The sequence below is a fragment of the Amycolatopsis sp. NBRC 101858 genome (assembly GCF_030269325.1).
Taxonomy (GTDB): Bacteria; Actinomycetota; Actinomycetes; order Mycobacteriales; family Pseudonocardiaceae; genus Amycolatopsis; species Amycolatopsis ponsaeliensis.
The window spans coordinates 1,037,143-1,061,881 of sequence record NZ_BSTD01000002.1; the positions used below are offsets into that span (position 1 = coordinate 1,037,143).

General features: G+C 71.6%; 25 protein-coding genes. 13 read left to right on the top strand and 12 right to left on the bottom strand.

Annotated elements, in window-relative coordinates; genetic code table 11:
* The first annotated feature begins 116 nt into the window (after window positions 1-116).
* Together QSK39_RS18080 and QSK39_RS18085 are read left to right on the top strand one after the other, a co-directional pair.
* Window positions 117-506, top strand: a complete 390-nt coding sequence (locus QSK39_RS18080; RefSeq protein WP_285478904.1) for a nuclear transport factor 2 family protein — start codon at window positions 117-119, stop codon at window positions 504-506.
* Between the two features lie 6 nt (window positions 507-512).
* A complete protein-coding gene (locus tag QSK39_RS18085) occupies window positions 513-1,070 on the top strand; it encodes a PadR family transcriptional regulator (RefSeq protein WP_285479927.1) in 558 nt (185 codons plus the stop codon).
* On the opposite strand, the gene QSK39_RS18090 is transcribed toward QSK39_RS18085, so the two are convergent.
* Genes QSK39_RS18090 through QSK39_RS18110 form a run of 5 tightly spaced genes read right to left on the bottom strand, consistent with a single transcriptional unit; the run spans window position 1,067 to window position 4,676 of the window.
* Window positions 1,067-1,711 carry a response regulator gene (locus QSK39_RS18090; RefSeq protein WP_285478905.1) on the bottom strand — a complete coding sequence of 215 codons (645 nt, stop codon included), beginning with the start codon at window positions 1,709-1,711 and terminating at the stop codon, window positions 1,067-1,069. The genes QSK39_RS18085 and QSK39_RS18090 overlap by 4 nt on opposite strands.
* A complete protein-coding gene (locus tag QSK39_RS18095) occupies window positions 1,708-2,823 on the bottom strand; it encodes a sensor histidine kinase (protein WP_285478906.1) in 1,116 nt (371 codons plus the stop codon). The genes QSK39_RS18090 and QSK39_RS18095 overlap by 4 nt, the downstream gene beginning before the upstream one ends.
* Before the next feature lie 25 nt (window positions 2,824-2,848).
* Entirely contained in the window at window positions 2,849-3,532 is a 684-nt protein-coding gene (locus tag QSK39_RS18100) for a hypothetical protein (protein ID WP_285478907.1), read from the bottom strand.
* Window positions 3,529-4,431 (bottom strand): ATP-binding cassette domain-containing protein, encoded by a 903-nt coding sequence (locus QSK39_RS18105; RefSeq protein ID WP_285478908.1) that lies wholly within the window; start codon window positions 4,429-4,431, stop codon window positions 3,529-3,531. Before QSK39_RS18105 ends, QSK39_RS18100 begins: the two co-directional genes overlap by 4 nt.
* On the bottom strand, window positions 4,428-4,676 hold the full coding sequence (locus QSK39_RS18110; protein WP_285478909.1) for a PLD nuclease N-terminal domain-containing protein: 249 nt from the start codon (window positions 4,674-4,676) through the stop codon (window positions 4,428-4,430). The genes QSK39_RS18105 and QSK39_RS18110 overlap by 4 nt, the downstream gene beginning before the upstream one ends.
* Before the next feature lie 177 nt (window positions 4,677-4,853).
* Here QSK39_RS18110 and QSK39_RS18115 point away from each other — a divergent pair, with 177 nt between their 5' ends.
* From QSK39_RS18115 to QSK39_RS18125, 3 genes are all read left to right on the top strand, one after another.
* Window positions 4,854-5,804, top strand: coding sequence for a hypothetical protein (locus tag QSK39_RS18115; protein WP_285478910.1), 951 nt, complete (start codon window positions 4,854-4,856; stop codon window positions 5,802-5,804).
* Window positions 5,805-6,061: 257 nt separating this feature from the next.
* Entirely contained in the window at window positions 6,062-7,258 is a 1,197-nt protein-coding gene (locus QSK39_RS18120) for a hypothetical protein (protein WP_285478911.1), read from the top strand.
* Window positions 7,259-7,686: 428 nt separating this feature from the next.
* Window positions 7,687-7,857 (top strand): hypothetical protein, encoded by a 171-nt coding sequence (locus tag QSK39_RS18125; protein WP_285478912.1) that lies wholly within the window; start codon window positions 7,687-7,689, stop codon window positions 7,855-7,857.
* A gap of 34 nt (window positions 7,858-7,891) precedes the next feature.
* Here QSK39_RS18125 and QSK39_RS18130 read toward each other — a convergent pair whose 3' ends face one another.
* From QSK39_RS18130 to QSK39_RS18140, 3 genes are read right to left on the bottom strand one after another with little or no spacing between them, the layout of a single operon-like run.
* Complete coding sequence (locus QSK39_RS18130; RefSeq protein ID WP_285478913.1) at window positions 7,892-9,712, bottom strand: glycoside hydrolase family 35 protein; 1,821 nt, start codon at window positions 9,710-9,712, stop codon at window positions 7,892-7,894.
* 5 nt (window positions 9,713-9,717) lie between these two features.
* A complete protein-coding gene (locus QSK39_RS18135; RefSeq protein WP_285478914.1) occupies window positions 9,718-11,562 on the bottom strand; it encodes a glycoside hydrolase family 84 protein in 1,845 nt (614 codons plus the stop codon).
* Window positions 11,563-11,571: 9 nt separating this feature from the next.
* Entirely contained in the window at window positions 11,572-13,377 is a 1,806-nt protein-coding gene (locus QSK39_RS18140) for an alpha-L-fucosidase (protein ID WP_285478915.1), read from the bottom strand.
* Window positions 13,378-13,628: 251 nt separating this feature from the next.
* Here QSK39_RS18140 and QSK39_RS18145 point away from each other — a divergent pair, with 251 nt between their 5' ends.
* Window positions 13,629-14,420, top strand: a complete 792-nt coding sequence (locus QSK39_RS18145; protein ID WP_285478916.1) for an IclR family transcriptional regulator — start codon at window positions 13,629-13,631, stop codon at window positions 14,418-14,420.
* On the opposite strand, the gene QSK39_RS18150 is transcribed toward QSK39_RS18145, so the two are convergent.
* A complete protein-coding gene (locus tag QSK39_RS18150; RefSeq protein ID WP_285478917.1) occupies window positions 14,387-15,388 on the bottom strand; it encodes a beta/alpha barrel domain-containing protein in 1,002 nt (333 codons plus the stop codon). The genes QSK39_RS18145 and QSK39_RS18150 overlap by 34 nt on opposite strands.
* Window positions 15,389-15,394: 6 nt before the next feature.
* Window positions 15,395-16,756 carry an MFS transporter gene (locus QSK39_RS18155; protein ID WP_285478918.1) on the bottom strand — a complete coding sequence of 454 codons (1,362 nt, stop codon included), beginning with the start codon at window positions 16,754-16,756 and terminating at the stop codon, window positions 15,395-15,397.
* 150 nt (window positions 16,757-16,906) lie between these two features.
* Between QSK39_RS18155 and QSK39_RS18160 the strand changes: the two genes are divergently transcribed.
* Genes QSK39_RS18160 through QSK39_RS18185 form a run of 6 tightly spaced genes read left to right on the top strand, consistent with a single transcriptional unit; the run spans window position 16,907 to window position 21,941 of the window.
* Window positions 16,907-17,797: a DUF6282 family protein gene (locus QSK39_RS18160; RefSeq protein ID WP_285478919.1), complete on the top strand. Its 891-nt coding sequence runs from the start codon at window positions 16,907-16,909 to the stop codon at window positions 17,795-17,797.
* An 11-nt stretch (window positions 17,798-17,808) separates the two neighbouring features.
* Window positions 17,809-18,672, top strand: a complete 864-nt coding sequence (locus QSK39_RS18165) for a cupin domain-containing protein (protein WP_285478920.1) — start codon at window positions 17,809-17,811, stop codon at window positions 18,670-18,672.
* Window positions 18,669-19,439 (top strand): HpcH/HpaI aldolase family protein, encoded by a 771-nt coding sequence (locus tag QSK39_RS18170; protein WP_285478921.1) that lies wholly within the window; start codon window positions 18,669-18,671, stop codon window positions 19,437-19,439. Before QSK39_RS18165 ends, QSK39_RS18170 begins: the two co-directional genes overlap by 4 nt.
* Window positions 19,436-20,278, top strand: a complete 843-nt coding sequence (locus tag QSK39_RS18175) for an LLM class flavin-dependent oxidoreductase (RefSeq protein ID WP_285478922.1) — start codon at window positions 19,436-19,438, stop codon at window positions 20,276-20,278. The genes QSK39_RS18170 and QSK39_RS18175 overlap by 4 nt, the downstream gene beginning before the upstream one ends.
* Complete coding sequence (gene kce, locus QSK39_RS18180) at window positions 20,278-21,198, top strand: 3,5-dioxohexanoate:acetyl-CoA acetone transferase (protein WP_285478923.1); 921 nt, start codon at window positions 20,278-20,280, stop codon at window positions 21,196-21,198. Before QSK39_RS18175 ends, kce begins: the two co-directional genes overlap by 1 nt.
* Window positions 21,195-21,941, top strand: coding sequence for an SDR family NAD(P)-dependent oxidoreductase (locus tag QSK39_RS18185; RefSeq protein ID WP_285478924.1), 747 nt, complete (start codon window positions 21,195-21,197; stop codon window positions 21,939-21,941). Before kce ends, QSK39_RS18185 begins: the two co-directional genes overlap by 4 nt.
* Window positions 21,942-21,979: 38 nt before the next feature.
* Here the strand turns inward: QSK39_RS18185 and QSK39_RS18190 are convergent, their stop codons facing one another.
* Window positions 21,980-23,140: an LLM class flavin-dependent oxidoreductase gene (locus tag QSK39_RS18190; protein ID WP_285478925.1), complete on the bottom strand. Its 1,161-nt coding sequence runs from the start codon at window positions 23,138-23,140 to the stop codon at window positions 21,980-21,982.
* Between the two features lie 194 nt (window positions 23,141-23,334).
* Between QSK39_RS18190 and QSK39_RS18195 the strand changes: the two genes are divergently transcribed.
* The gene (locus QSK39_RS18195) at window positions 23,335-23,601 is read left to right on the top strand and encodes a GlsB/YeaQ/YmgE family stress response membrane protein (RefSeq protein WP_285478926.1); all 267 of its coding nucleotides are present in this window, start codon (window positions 23,335-23,337) and stop codon (window positions 23,599-23,601) included.
* Here QSK39_RS18195 and QSK39_RS18200 read toward each other — a convergent pair.
* Complete coding sequence (locus QSK39_RS18200) at window positions 23,598-24,689, bottom strand: S1 family peptidase (RefSeq protein ID WP_285478927.1); 1,092 nt, start codon at window positions 24,687-24,689, stop codon at window positions 23,598-23,600. The genes QSK39_RS18195 and QSK39_RS18200 overlap by 4 nt on opposite strands.
* Window positions 24,690-24,739 lie beyond the last annotated feature (50 nt).

Here is a 24,739-nt window from a genome sequence, read left to right on the forward strand (position 1 = left end):
CCTTGACCCAAGGTGGCGACCGCGGCTGTGCCGGAGCTGTGGTGAGGCTGTGGGTCGCCGAGCGGTCACGGACGGGGTACGCTGCTACTCAACTTGTTGACTAGATGAGGTGAGGCATGACCAGCTTCCGCAAGGCCGTCGAGGCCCGTGATCCCGATGCGATGGCCGCGACGCTCGCGGAGAACGTCGTGTTCCGCAGCCCGGTGGCGTTCAAGCCGTACCCCGGCAAGGCGATCACCGCCGCGATCCTGCGCGGCGTGCTGCGGGTGTTCGAGGACTTCCGGTACGTGCGCGAGCTGAGCGGCGGCGAAGGGCGTGACCACGCGCTCGTCTTCGAAGCCCGGATCGGGGACGCCCGCGTCGAGGGCTGCGACTTCCTGCACTTCGACGACGACGGGCTGATCGACGAGTTCACGGTGATGGTCCGGCCGCTGTCGGCCGCGCAGGCGCTGTCGGAAGCGATGGCGGCCCAGTTCGACCGGATCCAGCGCGAAGCACTCAACTAGGTGACTATGTCGCTGCGCAACGCGCTGCTGGCGGCGCTGCTGGAGGGCGAGGCGTCCGGCTACGACCTGGCGAAGGGGTTCGACGCGTCGGTGGCGAACTTCTGGGCGGCGACCCCCCAGCAGCTCTACCGCGAACTGGACCGGCTGGCGGCGGACGGCCTGGTCCGCGCCCGGCTGGTCCGCCAGGAGAAGCGGCCGGACAAACGGTTGTTTTCGCTGACGGAGGCGGGCGAGCGGGCCCTCCACGACTTCACGGCGCGCCCGCCCCGCCCGGGCGTGATCCGCGACGAGCTGCTGGTCCAGGTCCAGGCCCTCGACGCCGGCGACGAGACGGCGGTCCGCCAGGCGCTGAAGGAGCGCATGACCCGGGCGGAGACGAAGATCGCCCGCTACGAGCGCCTGCGGGCGGGCCTGCTGGACGGCCGCTTCGAGGACGACTACCTGGCCGAAGCCGAGCGGGTGGGGCCGTACCTGACGCTGATGCGCGGGCTGTCGTTCGAGCGGGAGAACCTCCGCTGGTGCGAACAGTCCTTGAAGATCCTCGAACGCCGGGCGAAGCGTTAGCTCAAGCCGGCGTCGTGGACGAGGATCGCCACCTGGGTCCGGTTCGCCGCCTCCAGCTTTGCCATGATGTGTCCGATGTGGACCTTCACCGTCGACTCGCTCACCACGAGAGCGCGAGCGATCTCCGCGTTGCTCAGCCCGCGTCCGATGTGGACGGCCACGTCGTGCTCGCGCGGTGTGAGCGAGGCCAGCCGGAGCCGGGCCCGCGAACTCCCGCCCCCGGAAGCGAAGTCCGCCAGCAGCCGCTTCGTGATCTTCGGGGACAGCATCGCCTCGCCGCGGGCCGCCACCCGGACCGCGTTGACCAGCTCGCGCGGCGGCGTGTCCTTCAGCAGGAAGCCCGCCGCGCCGTGGCGCAGGGCCGCGTACACGTACTCGTCCACGTCGAACGTCGTCAGCACCACCACTGCCGGCGCGGCCGGGTGCCCGGCCAGCCGCTTGACCACCTCGATACCGTCCACCTTCGGCATCTGGACGTCGGTCAGCACCACGTCCGGCCGGAACCGGTCCGTCAGCTCGACCGCGCGCACGCCGTTCGTGTCCTCGGCGACCACCTCGACGTCGTCGGCCGACTCGAGGATCATCCGGATGCCGCTGCGGACCAGTTCCTCGTCCTCCAGCAGCACGACCTTGACCGTCACGATCCCTCCCCCACCGGAAACCCCGCCAGCACCCGGAACCGCCCGTCGCCCGTCGGGCCGGTGCGCAGGTCGCCGCCGGCCAGCTCGACGCGTTCGCGCATGCCCACCAGGCCGTAGCCGGACCCCGGGACGGCGCTGCCGTGCGGGGTCAGCCGGTTCGTCACCTCGACCGCCAGCCGGTCGCCGGTGACCGCCAGCCGCACGTCAACCGCCGCGTGCGGCGCGTGCTTGCCCGCGTTGGTCAGCGACTCCTGCACCACGCGGTAGGCGGCCCGGCCGACCTGGTCGGGCACCGCGGGCAGCGGGTCCGGCAGCGTCAGCTCGACCCGCGCCCCGGTCGCCACGACCTGCGCCACGAGGTCTTCCAGCGACGCGAGCACGCCCGGATCCGGGTCCGGGGCGTCGTCGCGCAGCACCCGCAGGATGCCGCGCAGCTCGTCGAGGGCGACCGCGCTGGTGGCCCGGATCGTCTCGGCGGCCTGCTCGGTCTGCTCGTCCGGCGCTCGCACCGACAGTGCCCCGGCCTGCAACGCGACCGCGGTCACCCGGTGCGCGACGACGTCGTGCATCTCGCGCGCGATCCGCCGCCGTTCGGCGAAGACGGCCTGGTCGGCCAGCAGCGTCCGGGTGCGCTCGGCCTCCTCGGCGCGGTCCCGCAGCACGGCCAGCAGCGCCGCGCGCTGGTGCATCCACAGCCCGGCCAGCAGCGGGCCGAAGACGAAGGACAGCAGCACGATCACGACCTGGGTGAGGCTCTCCGGAGCGCTCAGCACCGGCAGGACCTTGCCGGCGATCCCGGCGACGACCACCGCGATGCCGGTCACCCAGCTGACGCCGTGCCGGGCCGCGACCGAGTACTGCGCCACCATCAGCGGCAGCAGCGTCACCCCGGCCGGCATGCACGCGACCGCGACCAGCAGCACGAGGAACGGCCACCGGCGCCGTGCCAGCAGGGCGAGCCCCGAGACGACCACCGCCGGGACGTAGAGCGCCGGGTGCGGGTCACGCGGGTCACCGCCGGTCAGGGTCACCACGATCACCGCCGCGGCCACCGCGACGTCGAGCGCGAGCAGGACGACCCGGCCGTCCCACCAGCTCAGCCAGCGCTTCACCGGGCCCAGGTTAGGGCTCGCGGGATCAGCCGTCACGGCGAGCCAGGGTGAACGTGGCCGCGCCCAGCGCGAGCACGACCAGCGCGGCGAAGACCGCGGTCCCCGGCAGGGCGGCCGAAGCCGTGCCGCTGAAGGGCAGCGCGGTGCTCGGCACCCGGGCCAGCGCCGCCAGCGTCGTCTCCGCGACGAACGTCCACACCGCGAACACCCCGACGGCGAGCCCGGTGTGGCGCAGCAGCCCGCCGAGCGCCACCCCGGCGAGTCCGGACAGGACGGTCAGCGCGAGCACCCCGCCGGCCGCCCTGCCTGCCGTCCCCGCGCCGGCAGGCAGGGCGCCGCCGCCGGTGCGCACCCCGGCGGCGGTCAGCACCACCATCAGGACGCCGCCCAGCAGCCCGAGCCCGGCGGTGACCAGCGCCCGTGCCGCGACGATCCGGGCCGGCGAGCGCAGCACGAGCCGGGTGGTCGCGAGGGTGCCGTGCTGGTGGTCGAGCCCGAACGCGGCGACGCCGATCGCGGCGATCAGCAGGGCCCCCAGCCGGTCGACGAGGCCGAACGCCGAGGTGACCGCGTCGAGGTCGCCGAGGTCGCGCTTGAGGCCCCAGTACAGGCCCGACGCGAACTGCAGCACCCCGGCCGCGGCCAGGAGCAGCCACGTCGAGCGCAGCGACCGGGCCCGCACCCATTCGTAGGCCAGCGCGTTCTTCACGGCAGCTCCCCCCGGTGCCGGACGGCGGCCACAGTCGCGGCGAGGAAGGCGTCTTCCAGCCCGCTGCGCCGCACGAACAGCTCCCGGACGCCGACGTCGGCGCGGCCGGCGACCGCCGCCACCCGCTCGGTGTCGGCGGTGTCGACGACCAGGTCGGCCGCCTCCTGGCGCACGCGCAGGCCGTCGCGGGCCAAGGCGACCAGCAGCGCGCTCGGCCGGTCGGCGCGGACCACGACGTCGGCGCGGGCGTGCCGCCGGACGAACTCGTCCAGGGGCCCGGCCGAAACGAGCCGCCCGGCGCCGATGACGATCAGGTCCTCGGCGAGCAGCGCCATCTCGGCCAGCAGGTGCGACGACGCGAGGATCGTCCGGCCCTCCCCCGCCAGCCGCCGCAGGAGGTCGCGGATCCACCGCACGCCTTCGGGGTCGAGCCCGGTCGCCGGCTCGTCGAGGATCAGGTACTCCGGGTCGCCGAGCAGCGCCGTGGCCAGGCCGAGCCGCTGCTTCATGCCGAGGCTGAACCGGCCGGCGGGCGTCTTGCCGGCGGACTCGAGGCCGACGGTCGCCAGCACCTCGCGCACCCGCCGCGGCGGCAGGCCCCCGCCCGCGGCGACCATCCGCAGGTGCGCGGCGGCCGGCCGCGCGGGGTGCACCGCGGCGGCGTCGGTCAGCACCCCGACCGTCCGCAGTGGACCCGGGACCTCCGCGTAGGTCCGGCCGCCGAAGGTCGTGCGGCCGCGGCCGCGGGTCAGGCCGAGCATCAGCCGGATGGTCGTCGACTTGCCGGCGCCGTTGGGCCCCAGGAAGCCGGTCACCACGCCGGGCCGCACGGTGAAGGACAGGTCCTCGACGCCAGTACCGCCGCGGTAGGTCTTCGCGAGGCCTTCCGCGACGATCATCGGCGCACCGGCGCGTAGGCGTCACGACGGCCGAACACGAACCACAGCAGGCTGCCCAGGAACGGCGCGCAGAAGGCGAAGATCACCCAGACGAGCTTCATGCCGCCGGTGAGCCGCGAGCCGAGGATGCTGATCAGCGCGGCCAGGAACAGCACGACGAAGGCCAGCAGGATCGCGCCGGTCAGGCCGAGCGCGAGCCACGACCAGGTCTGTTCGTGGCCTTCGATCAGGGCGGCCGGGTGCATGGGTTTCTCCTCACGTTCGGTCTCTCCCCTCCGAGGTTCGCCGATCGCGCGCCCGGCCACATCCGATCTTCGGGGACTCCGGGATAGGCGGAAAGTACTAGGCCGCCCGGCTCGCTTGTACGGCTCTTGTACGGGGCCCGCCGACCATTCGCCGCACGGAATCGTTCTGGAGGACAAGTGAGAACCACACTCAAGGCGGCGGTGGCCACGATCGGCCTGGCCGTCGCGATCACCGGGCTGGCCGCACCCGCGGCCCAGGCCGCGTCGGCCTACCCGGTCACGACCACAGTGGACGGTCGCACCGTCAAGGACCCGGACGTCGCGGTCGGCAAGCAGCGCATCGCGAACATGTACCCGGCGGGCACCTCGGTGACGCTGGCGTGCCAGGACACCGGCCCGGCCTACGGCGGCAGCAGCATCTGGGACCTGACCACCGACGGCCTGTGGGTCCCCGACGCCTACGTCAAGACCGGCTCGACGTCGATGGTCGCGCCGCAGTGCACCACGCCGCACGCGTACCCGGCGAAGGCGGACATCAACGGGCGCGCGAAGAAGGGCGACGCGGCGGACGCCGCGGGCAGCGTCGCGAACAAGTACCTGACCGGCGCGTCGGTGCCGGTCGTCTGCCAGGCCACCGCGTCCGACGAGATCTGGGACTTCACCACCGACAACCTCTGGGTGCCGGACGCCCTGATCAAGACCGGGACCGACGGGTTCGTCGGCGGTGTCCCCCACTGCGACACCGACGGCCTCAAGGCGGGCGGCTCGGCCTACCCGGCGGACTCGCGGGCCGACAGCGCGATCGCGTTCGCCAAGGCCCGCCTGGGCCACACGGACTGGAACAACCAGTGCGAGCTGTTCGTCGAACGCGCCTTCGGCACCAGCGGCCGGTTCGCTTCGGCCACCACGCACTACCAGTGGCAGAAGGCCAACGGCCGCATCCACACCGGCTCGGTCGCCCCGGCCGGCACCGCGGTGTTCTTCACCAGCACGACCAGCAACGGGCACATCATGCTCGCGCTCGGCGGCGGGGTCGCGATCAGCACGGGCCCGTCGGTGTACCAGACGAGCACGTACGCGCAGCGTTCCGACTACCTCGGCTGGGCCTACGTCCCGTCGAGCTGGTAGTCCCGCGCACCGCACCCGCGTTCTCGAAATCGATCTGCCACCCGGCGGGCACCACGGCGCGCTCGAAGCACACCCGGTGCTCGTCGGGTTCGGGTTCGGACTCCATGGTTGTGATCACAGCACACCGCCCGACCCCCGCAGGTCTCAATGTGAGACTCGGCGGAAAAGATCTTCCCCTGTTCGCCACGAAGCTGTTGCCCATTAACCCCGCCCGGTCCTAGTGTGTCCCGGGCATTGATCGGACTACTGGGGGTCTCATGTCACTGCGCCACCGATTAGGCAAAGCCGCCCTCGCGGCGGGCGTCCTCGCGGGCCTGGTCGCCGCTCCGCCGACGGCGCTCGCCGCGGCCGGGCCGACGACCTTGCCCGCCTCGCAATACACCCTGGCGGCGAACTACAACCAGTTCGACGCCGTCAACTCCGCGCTGGTGTCCACACTCGGCACCGCGGCCGTCCACACGGTCATGGACAACGCGAACCACGACCGCACGGCGCTGCCGTCGTCGTTCTCCGTGGCCGGGCTGTCGACCGGGTTCCGGTTCGACAGCGGCGACAACTCCGACTGCACGAACTACCCGCAGGGCATCACGACCAGCCGGGACGCGGTCGGCACGGCCAACAGCGGCAACTACGACGGGCACCAGCTCGTCGTGGTCAGCTGGTACACGAAGGACGGCTGCGACGGCGGCCAGACCCGCAGCCGGATCACGCTGGTCGACTGGGACGCCACCTACCCGAACCAGTACCGCAAGGTGCTGCTGGTCGAGCCGACCGGCACGGCGGCGGCACCGGACTTCAAAGACATCCCGATCCACGCCGGCGGCGTTTCCTGGTACGGCGACTACCTGTACGTCGCCGACACGGGCAAGGGCATGCGGGTCTTCGACATGCGGAAGATCCTGAAGACGAACACGGGTGGCACGGCCGACCAGATCGGGCACCAGACCGGCACCACGTACTACGCGCACAACTACGCGTACGTCCTGCCGCAGGTGGGCTCGATCACCTCGAAGACGACGTCCGGGACGAACCTGGCGTGGTCGTCGATCTCGCTCGACCGCGTGAGCAAGTCGATCGTGATGACGGAGTACACGTGCCCGTCCGGCTGCACGGACTACCCGAACCGCGCACCGCGCGCGATCCGGTACCCGTTCGCTTCTTCGGGCACGTTCGCCGCCACCACGACGGCGAGCCAGGCACTGCAGCTGCCCTGGTACAAGCTCAACGGCGTGGCGTCGCACAACGGGCGCTGGTGGTTCAACTCGTCAGGCAACAAGCAGCTGTACTACTGGACGCCGTCCGCCGGCCCGTCGACGTTCGCCTGGGTGGGCAGCGGCGAAAGCCTCTCCTACTGGGAGGACGACACCGCCGCGGATCTCCTGTGGTCGCTGCAGGAGGGCGCGGGCAGCCGCAACGTCTTCGCGGTCACCCAGGCGACCTACGGCGGTGGCTGAGCTGAGGTAGCCTGAGCCGTATCGGACTCTTCGGACCTTTTGCACGGCAGCGCGACCCGAGGCGGAACCACCGCCTCGGGTTGCTGCTTGCTGTGCTGCTGTTCTTGTCCGGAGCGCCGGTCGTCCACCAGGTGTCGGCTTCGGCCGACGGTCCCGCCGTGGCGACGTCGCAGTCGGGCGTCGTCGTCTCGGGCCGGCACGCCGCTCCCCGGGTGCCCGCTTCGATCCCCTGGGCGGTGGGTCCTTCTTCGGCCGGGCCCGCTGTTGTCCTTCCGTGGTCTCCTGCTGCCGTCGCGGTCGACTCCGCTTCGGTCGGCGTCGTCTCGCTCGCTCAGCCCAGCCGGGCTCCTCCTTCCTTCGTGAGCTGAATCCCTCTTTCCCGGCACCGTTCCCGGTGTCGTGGTTTCTGCTGCCCGAAGGACTTCTTCATGCCCGCTGTCATGCTGTCTCTGCTCTTCGCCGTTGTCGTCGTCGCCGTGGGGTTGCTGGTCAAGATGTTCCGCCGTGACGAGCCTCTCCTCGGGGGGCTGGCGATCTGCCTGCTGGTCGGGCCCGGTGCCCTGCTCGCCTTCGTGCACGCGGGTCTCACCGAGTTCTGAACCCGGGTGGGCCCGCGGTCACCCGGCTGCGGGCCTACCCCAGGTCCGCCTCCGGGCGAACCTCGATCGCCGCCCCGGCCTGATGGAGCTCCAGCACCACGATCTCGTTCACCCCCCGGCGCCACAACGGCTTGGGCGCATACAAAGTCCGCTGAGGCCCGACCTTCCAATACCGCCCCAGGTTGAACCCGTTCAGCCACACCACCCCCTTGTCCCACCCGGGAAGAGCGATGAACCCGTCCTCCGGACTCCCCACCTCGAGAACCGCGCGGTGGAACGCCGGCCCGGACACCTCCCCCGGCCCGAACCGCAACCGCGAAAGGTCGTCCAACGGCAGCGGGCGGATCTCCCAGCCGAACAGCTTCTGCTGCGTGCTCATCGCCACCCAGCCGTCGATGCCCTTGCGGTCGGCCAGGTACGGGCCGTAGTTCACCCGGCCCATCGCGTCGACCAGGATGTCCAGCCGCGCAGCGGGCTTCTCCACCGACAGATCCACCGTCCCCGACGGCTGGTTGCGGTCCAGCACCCCCAGGTACGCGCCGTCCGCGAACACCAACGCCCGGTCGGCCAGCCCGTGGATGCTCAGCGGTCCCGAATGCGGGCCCTGGACCGTGGTCCGGTAGTGGATCAACCCGGTCGCCTGGCCGACGCGCTCCATCGGGAGCGGCTGGGCGGAACGCACCGGCGAAGACAGCACCGGCAGCGAGTCCAGCAGCGACACCGCACCGGACGGCGTCACCGTCTGCCCCGGCAGGCGCGCCGAGCGGCCGGGGATCGGACCCGCAGGCACGCCCGTGTACTTCGTCAGCACCGCACGAAGAGAAGTGAACTTGGCGCCCAGGTCGCCCGCTTCGCCGACCGGCGAGTCGTAGTCGTAGCTCGTCACCGTCGGCTGGTACGTCGTGCCCGAGGTGTTCGCGCCCGAGGTGAAGCCGAAGTTCGTTCCGCCGCACGCCATGTACAGGTTCACCGAGGCGCCGGTCGCCAACAGGGAGTCCACATAGGACGCCATTTGCGCCGGGTCGCGGGTGTTGTGCTGCTCGCCCCAGTGGTCGAACCAGCCGTCCCAGTACTCGGCCATCATCACCGGCGCGCCGGGCTGGAACTTCTTCAGCGCTGCCACGCTCGGCGCCGGGTCGCCGTCACCCGTGCCGACCTCCAGGGTGCCCGGCAGCGAACCGAAGCGCATGAAGAACTCGGACGCGCCGTCGGCCGCGAACAGCAGGCTCGTCATGCCCCGGCTGCGCAGGCCGTCGCGCAGGTGGGCGAGGTAGCTCGTGTCGTTGCCGTAACTGCCGTACTCGTTCTCGATCTGGACCGCCACGATCGGGCCGCCGTGCTGGGCCTCCAGCGGCACCAGGCGCGGGATCAGCTGGTCGTACCACGCGTCCACGGCCTTGAGGTACGCCGGATCCGCGCAGCGCAGCTCCAGGTTCCGGTCGGCCAGCAGCCACGCCGGGAGGCCGCCGAACTCCCACTCCGCGCAGATGTACGGACTCGGCCGGACGATCACCTGGAACCCCAGCTCGCCCGCCAGCCGGACGAACGCGGGCAGGTCGCGCCGGCCGCTGAAGTCGGCACGGCCGGGGGCGGGCTGGTGGAAGTTCCACGCCACGTACGTCTCGATCGTGTTGAGCCCCAGGGCTTTCAACCGCAGGAGGCGGTCGCGCCACTGGTCCGGGTGGATGCGGAAGTAGTGGATCGCACCCGAGACGATCCGGAACGGCTTACCGTCCAGCAGGAACCGGTCGCCGGAAACCGAGAGCCCCCGCCGGCCCGCCGCTCCCGCCGGGCCGGCCAGCACCGCGCCCGCTGTGATCGCCGCCGCTCCTCCGAGGAAGCTCCGCCTGCTCACCGCGTTCACACCTGCTCCCGAAGCTGGACGAGGAACGTGTCGAGGACGCCGTCGCCGACGAGCGCCTGCCGGACGCCCCAGCGGTTGGTGTTGCCGGTCTTCACCGCCTGCGCTCGCGTCACGAGGTCGTCCGCGCGAGCGGTGAGCCGGGCGGCCAGTACGTGGTCGCCCCGGGAAGACGCGGACAGGGCGTCGAGGCGGGTCACCGTCGCGTCGCCCCAGAGCGCCGTCGCGTCCAGCCACGGCCCGGCCTCGGCGACGAACGCGCTCTGCACCCGGCCGCCGCGGATCACGCCCGCCGCGTCGCGGATCCGGACCGCGTACGCGCGCAGGTCGGCCCACGCGCGGTGGCCTCCTTGCCGGAACGAAGCGATCTTCGCGGCCAGCACCGGCGCCTGCGGCTGCCACGGCGTCGGGCCGAACGTCGGCGCGAGGTGCTCGAGGTCCGCGAACACCGCCAGCGCGGCCGACGCCCGCGCGTCACCGCCCGCCAAGCGGGCCAGCGCCTGGGGCCACGACCGCGAAGGCGCGTAGCCCTCGTCGTTCCACGCGAAGTCCGCGGCCCCGAACTCGGCGACCTCGCTGGCCGCCTCCTGGTTCATCGGGTTGGCGACGATCCCGTTGAGGTACCGCGAAAGTCCCGCCTCCCGCTGCGCGTAAGGCGCGAGCAGCAGCCGCCCGGCCGACTGCTCGTAGTCGTTCACCGGGTAGTTGTCCCAGAGGAACACCTTGCGCCCGTACACCGCCGAGACCTGCGCGGCCTCGTCGGTGGTCACGCTCGGCGGGACGACGTCGGTCCCGGTCCACTGCACCACCACCGACGGGTCGAGGTGCTCGCGCAGCTCGGTCTTGTACGGCGAGTCCTTCAGGTCGCTGTACTCGGTCGGCACCGTCTGCAGGGGACGGACGCCGTCGTGCGTCTTCACGAACTTCTCGGTGATCGCGTTGAGCAGCGAAACCTGCGCCGTGCCGGCCGCCGCCCGGCCGGGCGGCCCGAAGGCCGCCTGGTCGGCGTCGCAGTTCCACCTCGTGTACGAGATGTCGTCGAACGGCAGCGAGAACGACCGGACGCCGAGGTCGTAGACCGCCTGGAACTTCGCCTCGACCGCCGCGAGGTCGGCCGGCGAAGAGAAGCAGACCGAGACGCCGGGCGAAAGCGCGTAGGTGAACTCGACGTGGTGAGCCGCGGCCGACCGGACGAGCTGCCCGAGCGTGGCCAGCTCGTCCGCCGGGTAGGGGTCACGCCAGCGAGCGCGCAGGTAGGTGTCGTCCTTCGCGCTGTAGATGTACGTGTTCGCCTTGACCTCGCCGAGGAACGCGAGCTGCCGCAGCCGGTCGGCGGTCGTCCACGGCGGACCGTAGAAGCCCTCGATCGACCCGCGCAGCGCCATGTTCGGCCAGTCGCGCACCGAGGCGCCGCTCATCGCCCAGCCGTGTCCCGAGTGGACGAACAGCTGCCGCAGCGTCTGCACACCGTAGTACTGCCCGGCGCCGTCGCGGCCGCTGATGGTGATCCCGGCCCGGGAGACGCTCAGCGCGTACCCCTCGGCCTGCTCGGGCACATCGCGGCCGGTGCTGCCGAGGCGGACGACCAGGCCGTGGCCACCGGTTCGGACACCGTGGTCACGCAACAGCGAGGTCAGCAGGTCCTTGGCCGCCGGGTCGGTGGTGGCGTCGGTGACCAGCGCGACCGACGACGGCAGCGGCACGTCCGCGGACGTCCGGGTGATCTGCTGCGGGGTGGGCGAAACGACGGGTAGCGCGCCGCTCGCGGCGGCGGGTAGCGCACTTCCAGTGAGGGTGGCGGCCACCGTGACGACGGCGGCGAACAAAGCTCGGCGGCGGGTCATGACTCCCTTTCAGGCGGCGGTGCGGTACAACGCGAAGGTGGCCAAGTACGGCGTGGCGCGGGACTGCGTGACGACGACGCGCAGGTGCGCGGCGGTCACCGGCGCGGGCAGCGTGACCAGGCGGCTGTAACCGATCGTGGTCACCGTGGCGAGGGTCTGCCAGGCGCCGCCGACCTCGGCTTGCACGAGCGCGCCTTCGACGTGCTGGCCGCGCGTGATGTCCTCGCCGAGCCGGATCTGGTCGAACGTGACCGGCCGGGGCAGCCGGACGTCGAGCGGGCGGTCCAGCCGTTCCGCCGTGGTGAGCGAGGAGTCCGTGACGGCGTCGGGCGCCCCGCGAGCGAGGTTGCGGCCCTCGGTCCGGGCGATCGCCTGGCCGAACCCGGCCAGCGCGGCGGTGTCGGCGGGCGCGATCCGGCCGTCCGGGCCGGGTGGCACGTTGAGCAGCAGCGAGGAGTTCCGCCCGACCGTCCGCCGGTAGACGTCGACGAGCTGGGCGGCGGACTTGGGCTGCTCGCCGGGGTGGAAGAACCAGCCCGGCCGGATCGAGACGTCGGACTCCGCGGGCGCCCACTGCAGGTACCGCACCGACGGGTCGGCCAGCTTCTGCCGGGACCCGAGGTCCGCGGCGGTCGCGCCGCCGAGGAACAGCTCCTCGTTGTGGGCGGTCCGGGGGTCCCCGGTGGTGGGGAGCGCGCTCCACTCGGTCTCGCGCGCCTGCCCGGCCTCGTTGCCGACCCAGCGCACGCCCGCCGGCCCGGCGAAGGTGACGGTGTCCGGCGACAGCGCGTGGATCAGCTTGAACCACGTCGTGAAGTCGTAGGTTTCGCTGATCCCGTGGTCGCGCCAGGGGTTCGCGCCGTCCAGCCACAGCTCGTCGATCGGGCCGTACTGGGTGAACAGCTCGTAGATCTGGTTGAGGTAGTAGGCGTTGTAGTCGTCCTCGTCGACGGTGAACTTCGGCAGCTTCCCGGCGGCGAGCGCGCCCGCGCGGTCGTCGTGCGGCACGAGCGTCGGGATGGTCCGGCGGGTGACCGGGCTGTTCGTCCCGTAGCGGCCCTGACCCTGCGGCGCGCTCGCGCGGTCTTCGTAGGTGGCCTGTTCTTCGATGCTCAACGGCTGTCCCGCGGCGACCTTCGCTTCGATGCGCCGGACTTCGTCGGCGAAGAACGTCTTCGGCAGCTCCGCGCCGTCGGCGGGTGACAGGTAGACGCCGACCTTGAGCCCGGCGGCGCGTGCGGAGTCGACGTAGTCGCGCAGGACGTCGCCGCGCGGGTTGGCGCAGCGGGTGTTCCGCGCCTGCCAGTAGGCGGACGGGTCCTGAGCGCGTGCCGCTTCCGCCGCGTCCCGGGCCGGGTCCGTGCACCCGGGGGTCAGCCACCACGGGCTCGCGACCACCGAGTGGTTCGTGTAGCGCGTCGGATAGAGGACGAAACCGTCGTGGTGCTTGGCGGTGAGCATCACCTGCGTGACGCCGGCGGCCTTGAGGGACCGCATCCACTGGGCGGTGTCGACGGACGGCGGCGCGAAGGTGGGCTCCTTCTCGGCGCCGGACCCCCATTCGCGGTCGGTGAAGGTGTTCATCCCGAAGTGCGTGAACGCCGTGACCGGCCGCTGCTGCCAGGCCAGCTGTCCCTTCCGCGGGACGACGGCCGCGGCCTTCGCGACGACGCGGTCCGGGCTGTCGCAGGCGCTGACGGTCATGATGCTCGCCGGCTCGATCGGCCCGCCACAGCTCCCGGCCGCGGCGGCCGGAAGCGCCACCAGCGTGCCGGAAACGACGGCGACCGCGAGGATCAGACCGCGAAACGTCATAGCTCTCCTCGTGACGGACCGCGGCCACGAACCCGGCGGCGGCGAGACGGGGTGGACGATCGCCAGACTAGGACGGCAATCCATCGGATGTCTAGACCTGACCAGATGACAACCGATGCCGTGGACAAGTCACGGACCCGACTTTCGGAGGAGATTGATCCGATGGGTCAAGGAGGAGCGACCGGTCCGGTAGCCTGATGTCCGTGTTCACGAAGTGAACAGTGATTCCAGACTTCCGGCGGAGGCTCCCCGTGACCAAACCGACGCGGTCCCCGGACGCCCGTGCCGACCAGGCGGACATCCAGGCGGTGAGCCGGGTCAGCCAGATCCTCTCGCTGTTCGACCCGGCGACCCCCGACGTCACGGCCGCCCAGGTCGCCGAGCGGCTCGGCCTGAACCGCACGACGGCGTACCGGTACTGCACGTCGCTCGTCGCGGCCGGCCTGCTGGAACGCAGTGCCGACGGCGGTTACGTGCCCGGCGGGCTGCTGCTGCAGCTCGGCGCGTTCGCGATCGGGCACCGGCGCGTCGTCAACCTCGCGCCGCGGCACATGCAGGCCCTCTCGCGCGCCACGCAGACCAGCGTCGTGCTCAGCCTCTGGGGCCTCACCGGCCCGGTGGTCTCGCGGGTCGAGGAGAACGCCTCGACGATCGTCATCGTGTCCGTGCGGGTCGGCAGCCACCTGCCGCTGGACACCGCGCAGAGCAAGGTGTTCCTCGCCTACCACGCCGACCAGCTGTCGATGGAACGCCTGATCGGCACCCTGTCCGGCACGGCCCGCGACGAGCTGCGCGCCGACGTCGACCGGGTGCGCGCGGCCGGCCACTGCTCGGCCATGAGCACGCCCGGCATCGTCGCGGTGGCCGCGCCGGTGTTCGACGAGTACGGCATCTGCGCCACGATCGCGATCGTGGGCCCGGACAACACGCTGTCGATGGGTGACGACACGCCCGAGCTGCGGGTCGTGGTCGACACCGCGCGCGAGCTCACCCACGAGCTGGGCGGGCACTACCGCCCCGACGACATCCAGCGGGCGGTGTAGGGCAGCCACGCGGGCGACGGCAAGGCCGGGACGTCCGCGTACTCGCGCGTCCCGGCCAGCGCACTGCCGACGAAGTCGTCCCCGACCCCGGAGACGCCGTCGACCAGCTCCCGGAGCACGGCGGGCCCGCCGATCCACAAGGCCGTCACGACTTCGACCGCTCGCGCGCCCGAAGCGAGGAACCGCAGCACGTCCGTCGCGGTGCGGGCGCCGTTGGTGCCGATGATCGGCGCGTCCAGTGCCGTGAAAGCCTTGCTCACCCAGTAAAGGCTCATCGGGAGGCACCCCGGTGAGCTCCACGCACCCCACGACCCGAGCACCGCGCCGCCGTCGAGGTCCGGCAGGAAACCCGGGTACCGGCCGACCAGGCCGACGGCGTCCGCACCGGCCGAGCGGGCGGCCCGGGCCAGCGCGACGACGTCCGACGCCTGGCCCGGCAGCTTCACGAACAACGGCACGTCGACCGCCGCGCGCACGGTCCGCACGGCGGAAGTGACACCCTCCACTTCGGTCAGCTGCCGCACCGCGCGGGCTTCACGGCCGTGGGGCGCCCCGATGTTCAGCTCGACCGCCGGGACCACCGCGGCCAGCGCACGTCCGATGCGTGCGGCCGCGGCCGGGTCGCCGAGGGTGATGCTGCCGACCACCGGGCAGTCCCGCGCCGCGCCGTGGGCGACGCCGGCGGCCAGGGTCCCGAGCCAGTCGTCCAGGTCCACCTGGGCGAGCCCCGACCGGTTCAGCAGGCCGTCACCCAAGTACGCCTGGCCCGGTGGCCGCACCTGCCGGTCACCGGAGACGAAGGCGTAGTCCGCGATGTCCAGCTGGCGCCGGGCGGCGGCGCTTTCGTTCACCGACTTCGCCACGACGGCACCGGCGCCCGCGTCGACGCAGGCGACGATGCCGTCGAGGGTCATGGTCAGCTCGGACGAGCCGACCCACACCGGGTTGGCAGCGGGCAGCCCGCCCATGTCCATTCAGGACAGCGCCGGGATCGTGCTGTCGTCGGACATGTCGACGTCCTTGGTTTCCGGGCCGAGGAAGCCGCCGAGGCTGATCAGCAGGCCCGCGAGGACGATCAGGACGCCCGGGGCGAGGTGCGCGGGCATCACCCCGTCGAACCGCTGCAGGTAGAACTGGTAGAACGCCGGGGCGATGAGCGCGAGGCTGTAGCCGACGCCGTAACCGGTCGAGCGGATGCTCGCCGGGAACCGCTCGGTCAGGTACGCCGCGATCGGGCCGAACGTGCCGACGGTGAACACCCCGATGAGCACGCCGAAGCCGAGCGCCGCGCCGAAGCCGCCGTTCGACGCCATCAGCAGCGTGTAGGACCCCGCGCCGAGCACGACCATCGCCAGGCCGTAGCCGATGTAGAACCGCCGCCGGCCGATGCGCTGGGACAGCACCCCGAACACCGGGTAGGACAGCGCGGCGGACGCGTTGATCACGAGCATGGTCAGGGTGACCTCTTTGCTCGACAGGTCCAGGTGCGCCTTCAGCTGCGCGGGCGTCACGGCGGCTTCCATGTTGGTCGCGAGCCACGTGCCGGTCATCAGGATGAACACCTGGCCCAGCGCCCGCGGGTACTTCTTCACCAGCCGGACGAACGGCAGCTTGTGCTTCTCGCCGGTCAGCTCGGCCGGCGGCTCGTGCACCTGCTTCTGGTAGTAGCGGAACAGCACGGCCGCCAGCAGCGCGCCGACGAAGAACGGGATCCGCCAGCCCCACTGGACGTACGCGCTGTGCAGGCCGGCAGACGGCAGCAGCTGCAGCATCAGCAGCGTGATCGCGGCGATCACCGCGTACGCCGCCGGCGAGGTCGACGTGATGATCGACGCGTAGAGGCCGCGCTTGTGCTTCGGGCTCCACTCCATCGCCAACGGCACCGCCGTCGTGTACTCGCCGCCGAGGAAGATGCCGTCCACGAACCGCAGCGCGATGAGCGTGCCGACCGACCACATCCCGATCGTCTCGTGCCCGGGCAGGCACGCGGTGATCAGCGTGATCGCGCCGAACCCGCCGACCGCGACCAGCGTGGTGCGCTTGCGCCCGACCGTGTCGGCGAAGTGGCCGAAGATGATCGCGCCGAGCGGGCGGCCGATCAGCGTGGACGCGAACACCAGGGACGCCAGCAGCGCCGTCGTGCTCGCGCTGAGGTTGGCCGCCTGGAAGTACGCCGCCGCCGGGGCCAGCACGACGATCGGCAGGTAGATGTCGAACTGGTCGACGAAGTAGGCGAGCGTCCCGCCGCGGATCGCGGCGCGCACCTTGGCCGCGTCCGGGCCGTGCGGGGTGCCCGGACGAGCGGCCGCCTCTGCAGCGCTGGGCGGTGTGGACATCGGCGTCCTCCGTTGCTCCGAACTGAATGTTCACCAAGTGAACGTCAGACACTCTAAATATGCGTCCGTCGATACACAAGAGCGGTCACAGGGTTGACAGCCGGTCTTATAGTGAACTTTGACTTCATAATGTGAACCGAAAGGCCGCTCATGAGCTCGCGTCCCGCCATCGCCTCCGTCCTGGACGGCTTGGTCGACATGCACGTCCACTCCGGCCCCAGCCCGTTCCCCCGCCGCTTCGACCACGTCGAGGCCGCGCAGGACGGCGCCCGGATCGGGATGCGCGCCATGGTCGCCAAGTCCCACCACCACAACACCCAGATGGACGTCCTCGCGATGAAGGGCCGCCTCGCCGACGTCAAGGCCCAGGCCTTCGGCGGCATCGCGCTCAACAGCACGGTCGGCGGGCTCAACGTCCACGCCGTGCGCATGACCCTGCGCATGGGCGGCAAGGTCGTCTGGTTCCCGACCATCTCGTCGGGCCGGCACATCGACTGCCACCCCGAGGACGGCGCCTTCCCGACCACCACCGTCCCGCTGACGCTCGAGCGCATCGACATCGTCGACGGCGAAGGCGCCCTCAAGCCCGAGGCGATCGAGATCCTCGACGAGATCAAGGAGCAGCAGGCCGTCCTCAACGGCGGGCACATGTACCCGGAGTACATCCGGACGCTGTTCCAGGAGGCGCACGAGCGCGGCATGAAGCGGATGGTCGTCAGCCACCCCGACTTCGTCATCGGGGCCGACCCGGCCGTGTGCCGCGAGCTGATCGAGCTCGGCGCGTTCATCGAGCACGAGGTCGGCATGTACGACCCCGAGGGCACCCAGAAGTGGGACCCGAAGCAGCTGCTGACCTGGATCGAGACGCTCGGCCCGGAGCACACCGTGCTGGCGTCGGACTTCGGCCAGAAGGCCAACCCGAAGCCGGTCGACGCCTGGATGCGCGTCGGCGAGGCGCTGCTCGACCTCGGCCTGCCGGAGAAGGACCTGCGGCGGATGGTCCGTGACAACCCGACCTACCTGCTGAACCTCGACGCCTGAAAGGACCCGCTGTGTACGAAAAGGACGATCCCCGCTCGGCGCTGGCCACCGCGGCCCGGCCCGACAGCGGCGCCGAGATCACCGCCGCGCAGTACCTCGACCTGCACGCGACCCCGGTGGTGCGCGCGCAGAACGTCATCCTGATCCACACCGAGGCCCGCGACGGCGACGACCTCGACAACGGAACGCTGGAGGGCGAGCTGGCGATCGTCGTCACCGACGCCTCCCCCGCGTTCACCGTGCTGACCGGCGACGGCGCCACCCGGATCACCGAACCCGGGCTCGTGGTCGTCCCGCCGGGATCGTCGCGGATCGGCGTCCACGGCGACGGCCCGCTGGTCCGGCTGGTCGAGGCGACCGAACCGGCCTGGCGGGAGCGCGTCGCCAACGCCGATGCGTACGCCGAGGACCACCCGCGCGTCACGCTGCTGGAGCGCTGGCCGGAGCCCGCCGAAGCGCGCGTCCGCTTCTACCCGCTGTCCGAGGTGCCGGCCGACCCGAAGCGGTTCGGGCGGATCTTCCGCACCCGCTCGTTCATGGTGAACTTCCTGCCGCTGCAGGACGGGCCGCGCGACGCGCGGAAGCTGTCCCCGCACCACCACGACGACTTCGAGCAGCTTTCGCTGGCCGTGCAAGGCGAGTACGTCCACCACATCCGCACGCCGTGGCTGCCCGACAGCACCACCTGGCGCGAAGACGAGCACGTGCGGATCGGCAGCCCTTCGGTGACCGTCATCCCGCCGCCGACCGTGCACACGTCCGAAGCGAGCGACCCGGGCGTGAACCAGCTGATCGACATCTTCAGCCCGCCGCGGGTGGACTTCTCGGAGAAACCGGGCTGGGTTCTCAACGCCGACGACTACCCGATGCCGTGAGCGGGCGCACCGGGGGCGGGCTGTTCACCCGCGCGGCCACGCCTGTGGGAACCTGGCTGAAGATCGCGTCCGGCGAGCCGGCCGAGATCATGGCGTTCGCCGGGTTCGACTTCGTCGTCGTCGACCTGGAGCACGCGCCGCTCGACCTGCAGACGGCGTACCGGCTGATCAACACGGCCGCGGCTTTGGGCATGACGCCGATCGTGCGGGTGCCGGACAAGACGCCGTCGACGATCCAGAAGATCCTCGACGCGGGGGCGATGGGCATCCTCGTGCCCCACGTGGACACGGTCGAGGAGGCGGCGGCCGTCGGGCGGGCGTGCCGGTTCCCGCCGCACGGCGTCCGCGGCGCCGGCGGCACCAGCCGGGCCGGCGCGTGGGGGCTGCGCCCGAACGCCGAGTACCTGGCGACGGGCAACGACGACGTGCTGTGCATCCCGCAGCTGGAGAGCGTCGAGGCCATCAAGGCCGCCCCCGAAATGCTCGCCCTGGACAGCGTGGACGCGGTGTTCGTCGGTGCCGCGGACCTGTCGATGTCGATGGGCTCGACGCCCGCGTCGCCGGACGTGCTCGACCTGATCGCGTCGGCCATCGCGGCCGCGCACGACGCCGGGAAGAAGTGCGGGCTGGCGTTCGGCGGGGTGCCGGAGAAGGCCGCTCAAGCGGTGCGCGACGGCTGCGACTTCGTCCTGCTCAGCAACGACACGACGATGCTCGCCGAGGCCGCCCGCGGCCTGGTCCGGGCGTTCCGGGACGCGACCGCATGACGCTGTCCCTGCCGCGCACGGCGTTGTCGATCGCCGAGCTGGACGACCTGGACCACGACGGTGTGGTCCGGTTCGTGCGGGCGCTCGAGGAGTACGGCCACCGCATGGTCTGGATCCCCGAGGTCGCCGGGCGCGAGGCGTTCACGACGGCGGCGCTGGTGCTCGGGTCGACGTCCCGCCTGATCGTCGGCAACGGCGTCGCGCGGGCGCTCGAGCGGGTGCCGAAGTCCGCCGGGTCCGCGGCCCGGGACCTCGCCGCCGGGTATCCCGGGCGTTACGTCCTGGGGCTCGGGGTGAGCGGAGCGGTCCGTGAACGCGGGGTCGGACCGCTCCCCTTCCTGCGCGAGTACCTCGACGGCGTCGACAAGGTGGCGCACGGAGTACCGCGCGTGCTCGGCGCCTATTCGGCGGGGATCACGCGCCTGGCGGCCGAGCGCGCCGACGGGCTGATCACGTTCCTCGTCACGCCCGAGCACACCCGCTGGGCTCGGGAGACGGTCGGGCCGGACCTGGTCCTGTCGGTCGTCCAGTGGGTGGTCGTGGGCCGCTCGCGGGCGGCGGCGCGGGAGGTCGCGCGCCGCCGCCTCGCCTACTACCTGACGCTCCCCCACCAGATCGCGAAGCTGACCCGGCTCGGCTTCACCGAAGCGGACCTCGCGCTGCCGGGGTCCGACCGGCTGCTCGACGCGCTCGTTGCGCACGGCACGCCCGACCAGGTGCGCGAGGCGGTGCGGGCGCAGTACGACGCGGGCGCCACGCAGGTCGCCTTAAGCCTGGTCGGCCCGCTCGACGACGCCAAGCTGGACGCCTACCGGGCGCTCGCACCACAGGAGGATTGATGCGCACGGCCGAAAAGGTCATCATCACCACCGCCATCACGGGCTCGGTGAACATCCCGTCGCAGAGCCCGTACCTGCCGCTGTCGGCCGACGAGGTGGCCGACGCCGCCCTGGCGGCCATCGAGGCCGGGTCGGCCATCGTGCACCTGCACGCCCGCGAGCCGGACGGGCGGCCGACGCCCGATCCCGACGTCTTCGAGAAGATCGTCGGGCGGATCACCGCGGAGACCGACGCCGTCATCAACATCACCACCGGCGGCGCGTCGTCGATGACGATGGACGAACGGCTCGCGGCCGCCTACCGGCTGCGGCCCGAGCTCGCGTCGATGAACATGGGGTCGATGAACTTCGTCTACTCCGGCATCGCCGACAAGGTGACGGAGTGGAAGCACGACTGGGAAAAGCCGTACGTGCTCAACACCTACTCGAAGCCGTTCGTGAACACGTTCGACAAGATCGAGCACACGCTGCGGACGCTCGGTGAGTCCGGGACGCGGTTCGAGTACGAGTGCTACGACATCGGGCACCTGTACTCGCTGGCGTACTTCGCCGAGCTCGGGCTGGCGAAACCGCCGTTGCTGATCCAGGGCGTGTTCGGCGTCCTCGGCGGGATCGGCGCCGACCACGCGAACCTGGAGCACATGGTCCGGATCGCGGACAAGCTCTTCGGCGACGACTACGCGTTTTCGGCGTTCGCCGCCGGCCGCGACCAGATCGGGTTCGGCACGCACAGCGCGTGGCTCGGCGGGCACGTGCGGGTCGGCCTGGAAGACAGCCTGTGGATCGGCAAGGGCAAGCTCGCGGAGAGCAACGCCCAGCAGGTCCGGAAGATCCGGGCGGTGGTGGAGGATCTCGGCAAGCCCATCGCCACCCCGGCCGACGCCCGCGCGATGCTCGCGCTGCGAGGAGGAGAAGCATGAGCCTGCTGACCGGAAAAGTGGTCCTGGTCGTCGGAGCCAGTTCGGGCATCGGCGCGGAGGCGGCGCGGGTGTTCGCCGCGGACGGCGCTTCGGTGATGCTGGTGGCCCGGCACGAAGAACCCTTGGCCAAGCTCGCCGCGGAGCTTTCCGACTACGACGTCGCGTACACGACGGGCGACGTCTCGTCGGCGTCCGATGTGGACGAGTTCGTCTCGGCGACGGTGTCCCGGTTCAGCCGCCTGGACGGCGCGTTCAACAACGCGGCCATGGGCGGCGGCGGCCGCCTCGACTCGGTGTCCGAAGCGGACTTCGACCGGATCATGGCGGTCAACGTGAAGGGCACGTGGCTGTGCCTGCGCGCGGAGGTCGCGGTGATGGAGCGCCAGGGTTCGGGCTCGATCGTGAACGTGAGCAGCATCGGCGGCGTGCGCGGCAGTTCGGGGATGGGCGCGTACCAGGCGACGAAGCACGCGGTGATCGGCCTGACCCGCACGGCCGCCCACGACTTCGGCCCGCTGGGCATCCGCGTCAACGTGATCGCCCCCGGGCCGACGGAGACACCGATGCTGGACGAGCTCCGCCGCACCATCCCGGGCGGCGTGGAGGCCCGCATAGCGGCGACACCGTTGCGGAAGGCGGGCACGGGAGCGGAAGTCGGCTCGACGGCAGCGTTCCTGCTGAGCGACCGGGCCAGCCACTTGAGCGGAGTGGTCCTCCCGGTGGACGGCGGCTTCACGGCCTGAGTGGTGGGGGCGCCGGGTTCTCGGCGCCCCCACCGTCGTCACGCCAGGTCCGGGATCAGCTCGCCGATCAGCCGGATGCTCTTCAAGACCTTCTCGTGCGGGATGCCGCCGATCTGCTGGAGGCACATCAGCCGGTCGATGCCCAGGTCCGCGTACGCGCGCAGCTTCTTGCGGCACGTCTCCGGGCTGCCCACGATCAGCGAATCCTGCGCGCTCAGCACCTCGAACACCTCCTCGTCGCCCACCTGCTCGCCCTGGAGGATCCGGGCGATCAGGAGGTTCGCCTCCGACGGCGCGGCCGAAGCTTCACCACGGAGGAAGTCACCCGTGAGGCCCGGGGACTTCATCAGCTCTTCGTTGCGGGCGTTGGCGCGCACGAACTCCGTTGCCGCTTCGAAGAACGTCAGCGCCGTCACCGTGTACCAGGCCGCGGCCGCCGCCGCGCCGTTCCGCATCGCTTCCTCGTCCGTGTCCGCGCAGTGGACGAACGTGAAGAACCCGACCTGGTCGTTGACGAACGCCCCCACCGGCGACGTGCACTCCGCGACCGCCGCGCGGTACAGGCCGATCAGGCGGCTCGCCCGCTCCAGCGACTCCCACATCGTCGTGCCCAGCACGCCCACCCCGCGGCGGCCGGCCTCCTCGAACGACGCCGGGCTCGCCGCCGCCTGCCACAGCGGCGGGTGCGGTCGCTGCAGCGGCTTCGGCCCGATCGAGACGTCGTCCACGCGGTAGTCGTCGGTGTCGCAGGAGAACCGCTCCGACGTCCACATCTTCGGCACCAGCTCGAACGCCTGCCGCGTCTGCGCGCGGGCGTCGTCCGGCTCGATGCCGAACAGGCGCCACTCCGGGATCGTCGACCGGGTCAGGCCCAGCTCCACCCGGCCGCCGCTGAGGTGGTCGAGCGTCGCCGCGCGCTCGGCGACGCGGATCGGGTGGTTGAACCGCCCCGGCGCGAGCACCGCGGAGTGCCCGAGCCGGATCCGGCTGGTGCGCTGGGAAAGTGCCGCCAGCATCAGCTCGGGCGCGGACGACAGGCTGAACTCCCCCGCGCCGTGGTGCTCGACCTGCCACCAGCACCCGTAGTCCAGCTCGTCGGCGAGGACGGCCTGTTCGATGGCCTGCCGGAACCGCAGCTGTTCGTGCCCTTCGGGCCACGGCCGCGGGTTCTGGATCTCGTTGAACAGGTCGATCTTCATCCACGGCCTCCGCTTCGTCGGGGTCACCGAGAAGTCAGACGCCGAGAGCGATCGGGTCGTTACGGACAGCCACCCGGACGGAGCAGCCGGGCTCCCGGTTGAGACGCCCGTCACGTCGGCGTGGCTCATCGTGCCGGGGTGCCGTCCGCCTGCCATCCTGTGCCGTCAAGGAAGACAGGCGGACGGAGGCACCCGTGGGCGTCATCAGCTGGATCGTGCTCGGGCTCATCGCGGGCGTGATCGCGAAGGCCCTCATGCCGGGCAAGGACCCCGGTGGCTGCATCATCACGATCCTGCTCGGCATCGGCGGCGCCTTCGTCGGCGGGTGGGTCGGCAAGACCCTGTTCCACACCGACCTCGGCACCTTCTTCGACCTGCGCACCTGGGGCCTCGCGGTCCTCGGCGCGCTGATCATCCTGGTGATCTACCGGATGGCCTTCGGCCGCAGCCGCCGCGACTAATTGAGGCTGACGCCGTATGCGCTCAAGGCCTCGCCGACCGGCTGGAAGAACGACGTCCCGGTGCCCTTGCCGGACGTGATGCCCAGGCCGACGCTGCCGGCGAACAGGCAGCCGCCCGAGTCGCCCGGGTTGACCAGCGCGTTGGTCTGGATCAGCTGGGACACCGAACCTTCGGCGTAGTTCACGGTCACGTTCGTCCGCGTGACCGAGCCCGACGTCAGGTGCGTCGTGCTGCCGCTCTTGCTGATCCGCTGGCCGACCGTCGCGGTGCCGGCGGAGCTGATCCGCTGCGTGGAGCCGTTCCACAGGGTGACCGCGCCCGGCGCGCTGCCGGTGTTGTTGCGGATCAGCCCGTAGTCGTTGCCCGGGAAGCTCGAACCCTGCGACGGGCCGACGTTCCACGTCGACACCGCGCGCGTGCAGTGGCCGGCGTCGACGATGTAGTTCACGCCGCCGCGGTTGGTGTTGAAGCCCGCCGAACAGCGGGTGCCGCCGCCGGTGATGGCTTCGCCGTTGTAGATCGCGGCGTGCATCTCGCCCGCGACGCGCTCCACCCGGACGCGGTCGCCGAGTGCGGAGGCGGCCTTCAGCAGGGCGTCGGTGCCGCGTGCCGCGTCCGCCACGGTCAGCACGACCTGGTTGGTCCTCGGGTCGAGCCCGACCGACGTGTGGGCGACAACGGGCAGCGCCTGCAGCGCGTCCTGCGCGCTCGCCAGCGCGGCGCTCGAGTGCGTGACCAGCCGGGCCTGCGCGCCGGCCGCGGTGACCCGGTCGGCGGCCGCCTGGTCGAGCACGTTGACCACGGGCTTCGCGGTCGCGTCCAGGTAACCGTCGACGGCCCGGGTGCCGAGCGACGCGGTGACCTGGTGCAGGGTCTCGACGCCGGCGGCCTGCGTCCGGAGGAACGCGACCGCGGCGGACTCACCGAGCCCGGAGTCCGCGACGAGGGAGGCGACGGCGTCGCGTTGCACGTCGGGTGAGTAGCCGTCGATGGTGACGGCGGTGGCCGGGCTCGCCAGGAAGCCGGCGACCGCGGCGGCGGCCACCAGGGTGGTGGCGGAGCGGGCGAGCAGGTGTCTTGTGCGCATGCCGGTACTCGCTTTCACGGGGGAAACCGGCGCGAGGGATGGCCGCGCCG